Source organism: Bacillus sp. FSL R5-0512 (assembly GCF_038593295.1).
GTDB lineage: Bacteria > Bacillota > Bacilli > Bacillales > Bacillaceae > Bacillus > Bacillus safensis.
The window spans coordinates 1-14,374 of the sequence record NZ_CP151982.1 but is presented as its reverse complement, the minus strand read 5'-3'; the positions used below and the strand labels follow the sequence as shown (position 1 = coordinate 14,374).

The 14,374-nt window shown below is 44.8% G+C and carries 7 protein-coding genes, 2 tRNA genes and 2 rRNA genes; all 11 read right to left on the bottom strand.

Annotated features, from left to right (window positions below; translation table 11 throughout):
* Positions 1-27: 27 nt before the first annotated feature.
* The 11 genes from NSQ25_RS00055 to dnaA all read right to left on the bottom strand — a co-directional run bounded on the left by NSQ25_RS00055 (position 28) and on the right by dnaA (position 14,374).
* Positions 28-2,958: ribosomal RNA gene (locus tag NSQ25_RS00055) — 23S ribosomal RNA — on the bottom strand.
* A gap of 98 nt (positions 2,959-3,056) precedes the next feature.
* A tRNA-Ala gene (locus NSQ25_RS00050) sits at positions 3,057-3,132 on the bottom strand.
* A 14-nt stretch (positions 3,133-3,146) separates the two neighbouring features.
* Positions 3,147-3,223 (bottom strand) — tRNA-Ile (locus tag NSQ25_RS00045).
* 95 nt (positions 3,224-3,318) lie between these two features.
* A 16S ribosomal RNA gene (locus NSQ25_RS00040) occupies positions 3,319-4,867 on the bottom strand.
* The 16S and 23S rRNA genes sit together here with 2 tRNA genes alongside, the layout of an rRNA operon.
* A gap of 364 nt (positions 4,868-5,231) precedes the next feature.
* Positions 5,232-7,736 (bottom strand): DNA gyrase subunit A, encoded by a 2,505-nt coding sequence (gene gyrA, locus NSQ25_RS00035; protein ID WP_034283649.1) that lies wholly within the window; start codon positions 7,734-7,736, stop codon positions 5,232-5,234.
* A gap of 232 nt (positions 7,737-7,968) precedes the next feature.
* Positions 7,969-9,885, bottom strand: a complete 1,917-nt coding sequence (gene gyrB, locus NSQ25_RS00030) for a DNA topoisomerase (ATP-hydrolyzing) subunit B (protein ID WP_070326287.1) — start codon at positions 9,883-9,885, stop codon at positions 7,969-7,971.
* Between the two features lie 57 nt (positions 9,886-9,942).
* Entirely contained in the window at positions 9,943-10,188 is a 246-nt protein-coding gene (locus NSQ25_RS00025) for an extracellular matrix/biofilm biosynthesis regulator RemA family protein (RefSeq protein ID WP_034283648.1), read from the bottom strand.
* A gap of 17 nt (positions 10,189-10,205) precedes the next feature.
* Positions 10,206-11,318 carry a DNA replication/repair protein RecF gene (gene recF / locus NSQ25_RS00020; RefSeq protein WP_041105878.1) on the bottom strand — a complete coding sequence of 371 codons (1,113 nt, stop codon included), beginning with the start codon at positions 11,316-11,318 and terminating at the stop codon, positions 10,206-10,208.
* 16 nt (positions 11,319-11,334) lie between these two features.
* On the bottom strand, positions 11,335-11,550 hold the full coding sequence (yaaA, locus tag NSQ25_RS00015; RefSeq protein WP_008360916.1) for a S4 domain-containing protein YaaA: 216 nt from the start codon (positions 11,548-11,550) through the stop codon (positions 11,335-11,337).
* Positions 11,551-11,700: 150 nt separating this feature from the next.
* Positions 11,701-12,837, bottom strand: coding sequence for a DNA polymerase III subunit beta (gene dnaN, locus NSQ25_RS00010; protein WP_024424074.1), 1,137 nt, complete (start codon positions 12,835-12,837; stop codon positions 11,701-11,703).
* A 196-nt stretch (positions 12,838-13,033) separates the two neighbouring features.
* Entirely contained in the window at positions 13,034-14,374 is a 1,341-nt protein-coding gene (dnaA, locus tag NSQ25_RS00005; protein ID WP_024424073.1) for a chromosomal replication initiator protein DnaA, read from the bottom strand.

The following is a 14,374-nucleotide window of genomic DNA, read 5'->3' as shown; positions in this document are numbered from 1 at the left end:
ACAATGTTCATGCTTCACAATAGAATATAGGTTAAGTCCTCGATCTATTAGTATCTGTCAGCTCCACGTGTCACCACGCTTCCACCTCAGACCTATCAACCTGATCATCTTTCAGGGATCTTACTTCCTTGCGGAATGGGAAATCTCATCTTGAGGGGGGCTTCATGCTTAGATGCTTTCAGCACTTATCCCGTCCGCACATAGCTACCCAGCGATGCCCTTGGCAGAACAACTGGTACACCAGCGGTGCGTCCATCCCGGTCCTCTCGTACTAAGGACAGCTCCTCTCAAATTTCCTGCGCCCGCGACGGATAGGGACCGAACTGTCTCACGACGTTCTGAACCCAGCTCGCGTACCGCTTTAATGGGCGAACAGCCCAACCCTTGGGACCGACTACAGCCCCAGGATGCGATGAGCCGACATCGAGGTGCCAAACCTCCCCGTCGATGTGGACTCTTGGGGGAGATAAGCCTGTTATCCCCGGGGTAGCTTTTATCCGTTGAGCGATGGCCCTTCCATGCGGAACCACCGGATCACTAAGCCCGACTTTCGTCCCTGCTCGACTTGTAGGTCTCGCAGTCAAGCTCCCTTGTGCCTTTACACTCTGCGAATGATTTCCAACCATTCTGAGGGAACCTTTGGGCGCCTCCGTTACATTTTAGGAGGCGACCGCCCCAGTCAAACTGCCCACCTGACACTGTCTCCCTGCCCGATAAGGGCAGCGGGTTAGAAGGTCAATACAGCCAGGGTAGTATCCCACCGATGCCTCCACCGAAGCTAGCGCTCCGGTTTCCAAGGCTCCTACCTATCCTGTACAAGCTGTACCAACATTCAATATCAGGCTGCAGTAAAGCTCCACGGGGTCTTTCCGTCCTGTCGCGGGTAACCTGCATCTTCACAGGTACTATAATTTCACCGAGTCTCTCGTTGAGACAGTGCCCAGATCGTTGCGCCTTTCGTGCGGGTCGGAACTTACCCGACAAGGAATTTCGCTACCTTAGGACCGTTATAGTTACGGCCGCCGTTTACTGGGGCTTCAATTCGCACCTTCGCTTACGCTAAGCGCTCCTCTTAACCTTCCAGCACCGGGCAGGCGTCAGCCCCTATACTTCGCCTTACGGCTTCGCAGAGACCTGTGTTTTTGCTAAACAGTCGCCTGGGCCTATTCACTGCGGCTTCTCGGGGCTTTAACACCCTAAGAAGCACCCCTTCTCCCGAAGTTACGGGGTCATTTTGCCGAGTTCCTTAACGAGAGTTCTCTCGATCACCTTAGGATTCTCTCCTCGCCTACCTGTGTCGGTTTGCGGTACGGGCACCTCTCACCTCGCTAGAGGCTTTTCTTGGCAGTGTGGAATCAGGAACTTCGCTACTAAATTTCGCTCGCCATCACAGCTCAGCCTTTACGGGAAACGGATTTGCCTATTTCCCAGCCTAACTGCTTGGACGCGGATATCCAATACCGCGCTTACCCTATCCTCCTGCGTCCCCCCATTGCTCAAATGGTGAGGAGGTGGTACAGGAATATCAACCTGTTGTCCATCGCCTACGCCTTTCGGCCTCGGCTTAGGTCCCGACTAACCCTGAGCGGACGAGCCTTCCTCAGGAAACCTTAGGCATTCGGTGGACGGGATTCTCACCCGTCTTTCGCTACTCATACCGGCATTCTCACTTCTAAGCGCTCCACCAGTCCTTCCGGTCTGGCTTCACAGCCCTTAGAACGCTCTCCTACCACTGTTCGTAAGAACAGTCCGCAGCTTCGGTGATACGTTTAGCCCCGGTACATTTTCGGCGCAGAGTCACTCGACCAGTGAGCTATTACGCACTCTTTAAATGGTGGCTGCTTCTAAGCCAACATCCTGGTTGTCTAAGCAACTCCACATCCTTTTCCACTTAACGTATACTTTGGGACCTTAGCTGGCGGTCTGGGCTGTTTCCCTTTCGACTACGGATCTTATCACTCGCAGTCTGACTCCCAAGGATAAGTCATCGGCATTCGGAGTTTGACTGAATTCGGTAACCCGGTAGGGGCCCCTAGTCCAATCAGTGCTCTACCTCCGAGACTCTTACCTTGAGGCTAGCCCTAAAGCTATTTCGGAGAGAACCAGCTATCTCCAGGTTCGATTGGCATTTCACCCCTACCCACACCTCATCCCCGCACTTTTCAACGTGCGTGGGTTCGGGCCTCCATTCAGTGTTACCTGAACTTCACCCTGGACATGGGTAGATCACCTGGTTTCGGGTCTACGACCACGTACTCATGCGCCCTATTCAGACTCGCTTTCGCTGCGGCTCCGCATCTTCTGCTTAACCTTGCACGGGATCGTAACTCGCCGGTTCATTCTACAAAAGGCACGCCATCACCCGTTAACGGGCTCTGACTACTTGTAGGCACACGGTTTCAGGATCTATTTCACTCCCCTTCCGGGGTGCTTTTCACCTTTCCCTCACGGTACTGGTTCACTATCGGTCACTAGGGAGTATTTAGCCTTGGGAGATGGTCCTCCCGGATTCCGACGGAATTTCACGTGTTCCGCCGTACTCAGGATCCACTCTGGAGAGAACAACATTTCAGTTACAGGGCTGTTACCTTCTTTGGCGGGCCTTTCCAGACCTCTTCGCTTATATCGTTCCTTTGTAACTCCGTATAGAGTGTCCTACAACCCCAAGAGGCAAGCCTCTTGGTTTGGGCTGTTCCCGTTTCGCTCGCCGCTACTCAGGGAATCGCATTTGCTTTCTCTTCCTCCGGGTACTTAGATGTTTCAGTTCCCCGGGTATGCCTTCTCATACTCTATGTATTCAAGTATGGATACTACTCCATTACGAGCAGTGGGTTTCCCCATTCGGAAATCTCCGGATCAAAGCTTGCTTACAGCTCCCCGAAGCATATCGGTGTTCGTCCCGTCCTTCATCGGCTCCTAGTGCCAAGGCATCCACCGTGCGCCCTTTCTAACTTAACCATTTCTTACTTTAGAAAGAATCACTATGTGTGATGAACTTTGCATTGCATTCAATGTGAATGTATTACTTATTGTTATCTAGTTTTCAAAGAACACGTTGGTGGAGCCTAGCGGGATCGAACCGCTGACCTCCTGCGTGCAAGGCAGGCGCTCTCCCAGCTGAGCTAAGGCCCCGATTTAATAGAAGATGGTGGGCCTGAGTGGACTCGAACCACCGACCTCACGCTTATCAGGCGTGCGCTCTAACCAGCTGAGCTACAGGCCCATCTTTCATATCGAAGATATGATGTTGTAGGATCTTTTGCAAGTTCCTTCAAAACTAAACAAGACGAAAACGTACGCTGCTCCATATATCCTTAGAAAGGAGGTGATCCAGCCGCACCTTCCGATACGGCTACCTTGTTACGACTTCACCCCAATCATCTGCCCCACCTTCGGCGGCTGGCTCCATAAAGGTTACCTCACCGACTTCGGGTGTTGCAAACTCTCGTGGTGTGACGGGCGGTGTGTACAAGGCCCGGGAACGTATTCACCGCGGCATGCTGATCCGCGATTACTAGCGATTCCAGCTTCACGCAGTCGAGTTGCAGACTGCGATCCGAACTGAGAACAGATTTATGGGATTGGCTAAACCTTGCGGTCTTGCAGCCCTTTGTTCTGTCCATTGTAGCACGTGTGTAGCCCAGGTCATAAGGGGCATGATGATTTGACGTCATCCCCACCTTCCTCCGGTTTGTCACCGGCAGTCACCTTAGAGTGCCCAACTGAATGCTGGCAACTAAGATCAAGGGTTGCGCTCGTTGCGGGACTTAACCCAACATCTCACGACACGAGCTGACGACAACCATGCACCACCTGTCACTCTGTCCCCGAAGGGAAAGCCCTATCTCTAGGGTTGTCAGAGGATGTCAAGACCTGGTAAGGTTCTTCGCGTTGCTTCGAATTAAACCACATGCTCCACCGCTTGTGCGGGCCCCCGTCAATTCCTTTGAGTTTCAGTCTTGCGACCGTACTCCCCAGGCGGAGTGCTTAATGCGTTAGCTGCAGCACTAAGGGGCGGAAACCCCCTAACACTTAGCACTCATCGTTTACGGCGTGGACTACCAGGGTATCTAATCCTGTTCGCTCCCCACGCTTTCGCTCCTCAGCGTCAGTTACAGACCAGAGAGTCGCCTTCGCCACTGGTGTTCCTCCACATCTCTACGCATTTCACCGCTACACGTGGAATTCCACTCTCCTCTTCTGCACTCAAGTTTCCCAGTTTCCAATGACCCTCCCCGGTTGAGCCGGGGGCTTTCACATCAGACTTAAGAAACCGCCTGCGAGCCCTTTACGCCCAATAATTCCGGACAACGCTTGCCACCTACGTATTACCGCGGCTGCTGGCACGTAGTTAGCCGTGGCTTTCTGGTTAGGTACCGTCAAGGTGCGAGCAGTTACTCTCGCACTTGTTCTTCCCTAACAACAGAGCTTTACGATCCGAAAACCTTCATCACTCACGCGGCGTTGCTCCGTCAGACTTTCGTCCATTGCGGAAGATTCCCTACTGCTGCCTCCCGTAGGAGTCTGGGCCGTGTCTCAGTCCCAGTGTGGCCGATCACCCTCTCAGGTCGGCTACGCATCGTCGCCTTGGTGAGCCATTACCCCACCAACTAGCTAATGCGCCGCGGGTCCATCTGTAAGTGACAGCCGAAACCGTCTTTCATCCTTGAACCATGCGGTTCAAGGAACTATCCGGTATTAGCTCCGGTTTCCCGGAGTTATCCCAGTCTTACAGGCAGGTTACCCACGTGTTACTCACCCGTCCGCCGCTAACATCCGGGAGCAAGCTCCCTTCTGTCCGCTCGACTTGCATGTATTAGGCACGCCGCCAGCGTTCGTCCTGAGCCAGGATCAAACTCTCCGAAAAAGTACAAAACCGAAGTTTTGTTTTTCGCCAGTTTGACTGACTACCTATGAAGTTTCATAGGATTTTTTTATAAAAACTCGAATTAACAGGTACGTTTTGTCTTGTTTAGTTTTCAAAGAACTTGTTTGTCACTCTCTTAAAGCGACCACTTAAATATATCATATATCTCTATCAACAGTCAACATTTTTCTTGAAAAACATTTTATTTTTTTAAGAAGTTTCCACTGTAAAAGAGATAAAAAATAGAGCCTCTTTTTGCTCCTTTGAAAGATTAACACATATCTATGAAAAAAGCATTATAAATTTCAAAAAAACATGAGTTTTTTTAGAAAAAAATAAAGCCGGTGAAAAACCGGCTTTATTTTTACTCAGATTGCTCTTGATCTGACTCTATAGTTTCTACGTTTTCTTCACTATTCTCTTCATCATCTTCTTGTGATTGTTCAACTAATGCCACTGTAGCGACATGTTCATCATCACCTAGACGGATCAGGCGGACACCTTGAGTGACTCGGCCTGTTGTTGAAATGTCTGAAACGGCCATACGAATGATCACGCCGCTTCCTGTAATAATCATCAAGTCCTCTTCAGCTTCAGCATTCGTCGCCTTCACTGCGACAAGCGGACCATTGTTGTCAGTGATTTTACATGTTTTAAGACCTTTACCGCCCCGACTTTGAACACGGTATTCTTTTTCAGGTGTTAACTTACCATATCCTTTTTCGGTGACAATCAATACGTTTGCATCTGGCTCAAGGATTTCCATCCCAACGACGATGTCATCTTCAGAAAGCGTAATTCCTTTCACGCCAGCTGCCGTACGCCCCATTTCACGAACATCTGTCTCGTCGAAACGAATCAGCATACCTTTTTTCGTACCAATGATGATTTGTTTTTCTCCATTGGTTAAACGGACAGCCATCAGTTCATCTTCGTCACGAAGACTTAATGCGATAAGTCCATTGTTTCGAATGTTGGCAAACTGAGACAATGAGGTTCGTTTTGATACACCGTGTCTTGTTGTAAAGAAGAGATACGAATCTTCATCAAATTCGCTTACCGGAATAATGGCATTAATCCACTCTCCCTTTTCTACTTCAAGCAGGTTAATAATCGGAATCCCTTTCGCTGTCCGTCCGAATTCAGGAATCTCATATCCCTTCGCACGATAGACCTTCCCTTTATTAGAGAAGAAGAGGATCGTATCATGGGTAGATGTTGAAATCAGCTGTTCTACGAAATCATCCTCATTGGTTCCCATTCCCTGAACACCTTTACCGCCTCTTTTTTGACTGCGGTATGTTGATGCAGGCAGACGCTTGATATAACCATTATGAGTCAGCGTAATCACGATGTTCTCAACAGGAATCAAATCTTCGTCTTCAATTGTTTCAATACCTGCTGTCACAATTTCAGTACGGCGCGTATCATTGAAACGTTCTTTGATTTCTGTTAATTCTTCTCTAATGATTTCAAGAACTTTTTCATTGTCTGCTAAAATGGCTTTCAACTCAGCAATCAAATCAACAAGCCCTTTGTATTCTTCTTCTATCTTTTCTCTTTCCAAACCAGTTAAGCGCTGAAGACGCATATCAAGAATGGCCTGTGCTTGTTTTTCGGACAAGCTATAGTTCTCCATTAAGCCATTTCTCGCGATTTCAGCAGTTTGAGAGCTTCTAATTAATGCAATGACTTCATCTAAGTGGTCAAGAGCGATTCTTAAACCTTCTAGAATATGAGCTCTTGCTTCAGCTTTACGAAGTTCATATGCTGTTCTTCTGCGAATAATCACTTTTTGATGCTCTAGATAATATTCAAGACATTGTTTGAGGGACAAGACTTTAGGCTGTCCATCGACAAGTGCCAATAAGTTGATTCCAAATGATGTTTGGAGTGTCGTTTGTTTATAAAGATTGTTTAATAGAACGTGGGCGTTCGCGTCTCTTCGCAGTTCAATCACAATCCGCATTCCATTACGATCAGACTCGTCACGCAGATCTGTAATGCCATCGATCTTTTTATCGCGCACAAGATCAGCGATTTTTTCGATCAAACGGGCTTTGTTGACCTGATATGGAATTTCATTGATGACAATCCGCTGCTTACCGCTGGATGTTTCTTCGATGATAGACTTTGCACGTAATGTAATAGAGCCCCGGCCTGTTTCATATGCCTTACGGATTCCGCTTCGGCCAATGATTTGTCCCGCAGTTGGGAAGTCTGGTCCTGGAATGATCTCCATTAGTTCCTGTGTTGTCATTTCTGGACTTTGACTAATTGCCAGTACACCATCAATCACTTCACCTAGCTGGTGAGGCGGAATGTTGGTTGCCATCCCTACAGCGATACCTGTTGCCCCGTTGACTAATAAGTTCGGGAAACGAGCAGGCATGACGATTGGTTCTCTTTCACTGCCATCGTAGTTATCTTGATAATCAATCGTATCCTTGGTGATATCACGAAGGATTTCCATTGAAATTTTAGATAGACGCGCCTCAGTATAACGCATTGCTGCTGCACTGTCTCCATCGACAGAACCAAAGTTTCCGTGTCCTTCAACCAGCATATTTCGATAGTTGAAGTCTTGCGCCATACGAACCATCGCTTCGTATACAGCGCTGTCACCGTGAGGGTGGTACTTACCGATAACTTCTCCAACGATACGTGCAGATTTCTTAAATGGTTTATCACTTGTCATACCTAGGTCATTCATCGCATACAAAATTCTTCGATGCACGGGCTTCAATCCATCTCGCACATCTGGTAATGCACGCGAAACAATAACACTCATTGCATAATCTAAAAAGGACGTACGCATTTCTTGACTAATATTCACTTCGCGTACATTTGGTGTATGTTGTTCACTCACTATAAGAACCTCCCTTTACGTATCACATGAAATAAATTATGTGGGAGTAAAATATGTATTTATCTTCACAAGACTATTCTTCATTATATCAATAATCTCGGCTTTATACACATTAATTTACTAGAAAATCAACGAAAACACGGAAAACCAGGACATTCGTTTCACACCCCTGTTTCTTGAAAAACAACCTTATTCCAAACAAGAAATAAGGTTGTTCTCAGGAGGGATTCATCTAAATATCAAGGTTTTTCACGTATTGTGCATTTTCTTCGATAAAGTTCCGTCTCGGCTCTACTTTATCTCCCATCAGCATTTCAAATGTCTCATCAGCATCGATCGCATCCTCAAGTGTGACTTGAAGAAGTGTTCTCGCATCAGGGTCCATTGTTGTTTCCCAAAGCTGAGTAGCATTCATCTCTCCAAGACCTTTATAACGCTGAAGTCCAGGCTTTGGTGTTTGAGGTAGTGATTTTAACAGCTCATCCAGCTGTTTATCGTTATACACGTACTCCACACGTTTTCCTTGCTGCACTTTATATAAAGGCGGCTGTGCAATATACACATAACCGTTTTCAATGATTTGACGCATGTAACGATAGAAGAATGTTAAGAGAAGCGTTCGGATATGCGCTCCATCTACATCGGCATCTGTCATGATCACAACTTTGTGATAGCGTGCTTTCTCTAAAGTGAAGTCTTCTCCGATTCCAGTTCCTAACGCTGTAATCATTGCACGAACCTCGTTGTTCGATAAAATTTTATCTAAACGAGCTTTTTCTACGTTTAGGATCTTCCCTCTTAACGGTAAGATCGCTTGGAAGTGACGATCACGGCCTTGCTTAGCAGATCCGCCCGCAGAATCTCCCTCTACAATATAGAGCTCAGAGATGGAAGGATCTTTAGAAGAACAGTCCGCCAGTTTCCCAGGTAAGCTGGAGACTTCCAGCGCACTTTTACGTCTTGTCAGCTCACGAGCCTTTTTGGCAGCCATTCTTGCACGAGCTGCCATCAGTCCTTTTTCCACAATTTTTTTCGCAGAATCAGGATTTTCAAGCAAGAATTTCTCAAGTGCTTCTGAGAAAAGGGAGTCTGTGATGGTTCTCGCTTCTGAGTTCCCAAGCTTTGTCTTCGTTTGCCCTTCGAATTGAGGGTCTGGATGTTTGATGGAGATAATAGCTGTTAAGCCTTCTCGCACATCTTCACCGCTCAAATTCGAATCTCCATCTTTGAATACGCCATTTTTACGAGCATAGTCATTGATGACACGCGTTAGACCGGTTTTAAAGCCAGCTTCATGTGTTCCGCCTTCATACGTGTTGATGTTGTTGGCGAAGGAATAGATATTGCTTGTATAGGAATCGTTGTATTGTAATGCCACTTCAACCGTAATTCCGTCTTTCTCACCTTCGATGTACACAGGTTCTTCATGAACGACTTCTTTTGAGCGGTTTAAATGTTCTACATAGCTCTTAATACCGCCTTCGTAGCAGTATTCATTTTTCCGCTCTTTGCCTTCACGCAAGTCTTCTATGATGATGTTTACACCTTTTGTTAAGAAAGCTAACTCACGAACACGGTTAGCAAGTGTATCGTAATCAAATTCAATGGTTTCCGTGAAAATTTCTGGATCTGGCACAAAGTGGGTTGTTGTCCCGGTTACATCTGTTTCACCAATAACCTCTAAATCTCCCACTGGAACACCGCGTTTGAACTGCTGATAATGAATTTTTCCGTCACGGTATACGGTCACGTCTAAGGTAGTAGATAATGCATTTACAACAGATGCCCCTACACCATGCAGACCGCCAGATACTTTATAACCGCTGCCGTCAAATTTACCGCCAGCGTGAAGAACAGTCATAATGACCTCTACGGCAGGACGCCCCATTTTCTCATGAATTCCAACAGGAATCCCGCGGCCATTATCTTTTACTGTAATGCTGTTATCCTTTTCAATTTGCACTGTAATGTCTGTACAATAACCAGCTAATGCCTCATCAATACTGTTGTCGACAATTTCCCATACAAGATGGTGAAGTCCTTTTGCATTGGTTGACCCAATGTACATTCCTGGACGTTTTCTAACAGCTTCTAGTCCTTCAAGCACCTGTATCTGATTTTCATCATAACTATTATGTTGCTGTTCCATTGCCACGTACATTCACCTACACTTTTCTTAAACGATATATTTATATGAATTGAGCTTTTAGACTTCAATTTCAATCACAAACGAAGCACGTTTTTTGAGCGTGCTTGAGGAAAGAGGAGAGTAATAAACAGACTCAGTTGTGACGACAATGGATTTGGGTGTCCCTTGTGATAACGAAATGATATGTTTCTCCTGTTTTTGTAGAAATTCTTCTACAACAGAAGACGACCTCATTTTGTAATCAACAATTGCGACAATCTCTCGTGTAGAAACAACACAATCATCACCTAAATGAATATACAAGACTCACACCTCATTTATCAGTCAATTACTTTTCCACTGGCTACTCTGAAAATTTCCGCTTCTTTCAGGGTGGCGTGATCGATGCCTTCAACACTTGTTGTGGTGACGAAGGTCTGTACTCGCCCCTGAATGGTATGGAGCAAATGAGACTGTCTGTAATCATCAAGTTCAGATAACACATCATCAAGTAGAAGAATAGGATATTCTCCGATTTCTTCATGTATCAGATCAATTTCTGCCAGCTTTAGTGAAAGAGCTGTTGTTCTTTGCTGCCCTTGAGAGCCATATGTCTGAACATCCCGGCCATTCACAAAGAAAAGCAGGTCATCTCTGTGAGGTCCCCACAGTGTCACCCCTCGGTCTATTTCTCTCTCTCTTAGTTTCTGAAACGATTCTTCATAGCTATTCTTTATTTTCGACAAGTCTGACGCTTCTGATACCTCTATTGCCGTCTGGTATTGGAGCGTGAGTGTTTCTAGCTCTCTAGAAATCCCAAAATGCAGCGGCTGCGCCCATTTTTCGAGCTGTTTCGTAAAAGTCAGTCGTCTTTTGACCACTTTCGCTGCCGCATCAATCAACTGCTCTGTTAAAATCTCCAGCATCGCTTGATCCGATTGCTTTCTTGTCTGCAATTGTTTCAAGTAATGATTCCGCTGAGAAAGGATTTTTTGATAGAGCGATAAATCATGCAAGTAGACAGCAGAAACTTGTCCAATCTCCATGTCGAGGAATCTTCTGCGGATTTGCGGGCTGCCCTTCACGAGACTTAAGTCCTCTGGCGCAAACATGATGGTGTTTAATGCACCAACATAATGACTGAGCTTCTGTTGTTCAATGTGATTGACCTTGCCCTTTTTCCCTTTTTTTGAGATCACGAGCTGCATTGGGAGTGGACCATTTTTTTTAATGACTCTACCTTCTATTTTAGCATAGTCTTGGTCCCATCGGATAAGTTCTTTATCATTTGACGTACGATGAGACTTTGCCATCGACAATACATAGATCGCTTCCATCAAGTTCGTTTTACCTTGGGCATTCTCACCGATCATGACATTCACCTTATTGTCGAATTGAAGCTCGGTGTGTTCATAGTTTCGGTATGAAGTTAACGCCAGACTTTGAATGTACATGTATTGTCACCCGTTTCTAATTCACAACTTGAAATGTGCCGTAACCTTCAATCTCGACAACATCTCCTGGGTATAGTTTGCGTCCCCGTCTATTATCTGGCTCTTGATTAATGAACACCTCATGTTCACTTAAAAACCATTTCGCCATTCCGCCAGATTGGATGACTTCGGCTAATTTCAAAAACTGCCCTAATGTAATCATTTCTGTTTCAATGGTTATAAGATTAGGCATTGTATCGACCTCTTTCAATATCACTAATATCTAATTGTACTAAAAAACAAGACAAGAAGGAAAGGGGGAAAGCCAACTGGGATGAAAGAAAGCATGGAAAACGAGAAGAAAAGCTGCTGTGCACTCACACAGCAGCCATTTTAGATTGAATTAATACGTTCTTACCGGAAGAATCAATTGCAAGATAGAATCATCATTCGGCGTACGCAGCAGGAACGGTCTCATTGCACCAGTGAAGCTTACATGAATATCTGTTCCCTCTAATACTTTTAACGCATCCAGCATATATTTTGGACTGAAGGAGATTTTAAGATCTTCCCCTTTAATGTCATCTGCTTGAACCGTCTCCACCACTTTACCGATCTCAGGTGAATTAGAAGAGATTTCAAGGCTTTGTTCAGGATCAGCTGACAGTTTCACGACATTATTACGTCCTTCTCTTGCCAAAAGTGATGCACGATCAATGGCTTGAAGGAACTCTTTCGTGTTGACCACGACATCCGTTTTACTTTCTTGCGGGATCAGACGAGCTGTATCTGGATAATTTCCATCCAGCAACCTTGAGAAGAACAGCACATTTTGTGCTTTAAAAAGAACTTGGGTTTCTGTAATGACGATGCTCACAAGATCTTGTCCATCATCAAGAATTTTACTTAGCTCTGTTAAACTCTTCCCTGGAATCACGACATTATACGAACTTTCCTCGTTAATATCTAGCTTCGCTTTTCTTAAAGCAAGACGGTGGCTATCCGTCGCCGTGCATATTAATTCACCTTTTTCCACCTTCCAGTTTACACCTGTCAAGATAGGTCGTGTTTCTGAGGTGGACACTGCAAAAACAGTTTGACGAATTAAGTTTTTAAGCAGATCTGTCGGAATTTGAAATGCATGATGCTCTTCAATTTGTGGAAGATGCGGATATTCTTCAGCATCTAAGCCGTTTAGGTTAAATTCCGCTGAACCAGAGCGGATGATCGTCAGGTGATTTTGTTCTACTTCAATTTCGACAGTAGACATAGGTAGTTTCTTTACAATTTCACTAAAGAAGCGGGCTTGAAGCACAATACTTCCCGGACGATCAATGGTGATAACCTCTAAATCTCCATCTCTTTGAGGAATGAAAGATTCAATTGAGATATCAGAATCGCTTCCTGTTAGAGAAACCCCTTCATCAGACGCAACAATTTTAATCCCTGTCAAAATAGGAATAGTTGTTCTAGAGGATACAGCCTTTAATACATCTTGGACACTTTGGACAAGACGATCTTTTTGAATCGTGAATTTCATAGTGGTCCTCCTAAATTTTCTTAATGACATGTATATATATTTTATTAATAAAAATCGTAGAAGTAATAGTAGGGCTTGTGAATATGTGGATAAGTCATGAAAAAGAAAGGAAAGACAGCCTATCCACATGTGGACAGACTGTGTATGACTATGCTCTAGTTATTCACATTTTCCCGTACTCATTATATCAGCTTGGTTATTTTAATTGTTCTTTGATCTCTTTGACATGCTGCTGAAGCTGTTCATCTTCAACAATTAACTTCGAAATCTTCTCATGAGCATGAATGACAGTCGTATGATCACGACCGCCAAATTCTTCTCCGATTTTAGGCAGAGAGGAATCGGTCATTTCTCTAGAGAGGTACATGGCAATTTGTCTTGGATAAGCAACTGACTTCGTACGTTTCTTTGCTTTGAAATCCTCTAATCGAATATTAAATTGCTGCCCTACAATTCTTTGAATATCTTTAATTGTAATGACCTTAGGCTTTGATGAAGGAATGATGTCCTTTAGCGCCTCAGCTGCTAGATCTGCATTAATGTCTTTATTAATTAAAGATGAATAAGCAACAACACGAATCAAAGCACCCTCCAGCTCACGAATGTTGCTGTCGATTTGATTGGCAATGTACAGCATGACTTCATTTGGAATGTCCAAGCCTTCTGCCTTTGCTTTTTTGCGCAGAATTGCGATGCGCGTTTCTAGATCTGGCGGGGTAATGTCTGTAATTAAGCCCCATTCAAATCGAGAGCGTAATCTGTCTTCAAGTGTCGGAATTTCCTTCGGAGGCCGGTCACTAGAAATGACGATTTGCTTACTTTCTTCGTGAAGTGTGTTGAATGTATGGAAAAACTCTTCTTGTGTTTGTTCTTTTCCTGCTAGAAATTGAATATCATCTATCAAAAGCACATCTACATTCCGATAGCGGTTACGGAAGTCGACAGCTTTGTTATCTCGAATTGAGTTGATAAATTCATTAGTAAATTTTTCAGATGATAGATAGACCACTTTGGCCGATGGATTATGGTCGATCACGTAATGACCAATCGCATGCATCAAGTGAGTCTTTCCTAAACCAACGCCCCCATAAATAAAAAGCGGGTTATATGCTTTTGCTGGTGCTTCCGCGACTGCAAGTGAAGCGGCATGAGCAAAACGGTTGCCTGAACCAATAACAAAAGTATCAAATGTATATTTTGGATTCAGCATATTTTGTGGAATGTCAACGGGCTCTTCTTTAGACATTTTTTTGATAGGAGACTTTGGCATGGCTTCCTCTTCGTCCTGATTTTGAGGAATAATAAATTTAATGCTGAGCTCTTCACCTGTTAGTTCATAGATGGTATCAGCAATTAAGTGAAGATATCTTGACTCAAGCCAATCTCTAGCAAATTCATTAGGTGCCGTAATTGTAAGCGTATCTCCCTGAAGAGAATGGGCTTTTGTCGATTTCATCCATGTCTCAAAACTGGGTTTGCTCAATTTTGTCTCTATTTTTTGAAGTGCTTTATTCCACAGATCCAAAATATTTTCCAT

Bases quoted from the DNA above. Each gene is read 5' to 3' on its own strand.
- yaaA (WP_008360916.1), bottom strand. From the start codon at position 11,550: ATGCCTAATCTTATAACCATTGAAACAGAAATGATTACATTAGGGCAG.
- recF (WP_041105878.1), bottom strand. From the start codon at position 11,318: ATGTACATTCAAAGTCTGGCGTTAACTTCATACCGAAACTATGAACAC.
- dnaA (WP_024424073.1), bottom strand. From the start codon at position 14,374: ATGGAAAATATTTTGGATCTGTGGAATAAAGCACTTCAAAAAATAGAG.
- gyrB (WP_070326287.1), bottom strand. From the start codon at position 9,885: ATGGAACAGCAACATAATAGTTATGATGAAAATCAGATACAGGTGCTT.
- dnaN (WP_024424074.1), bottom strand. From the start codon at position 12,837: ATGAAATTCACGATTCAAAAAGATCGTCTTGTCCAAAGTGTCCAAGAT.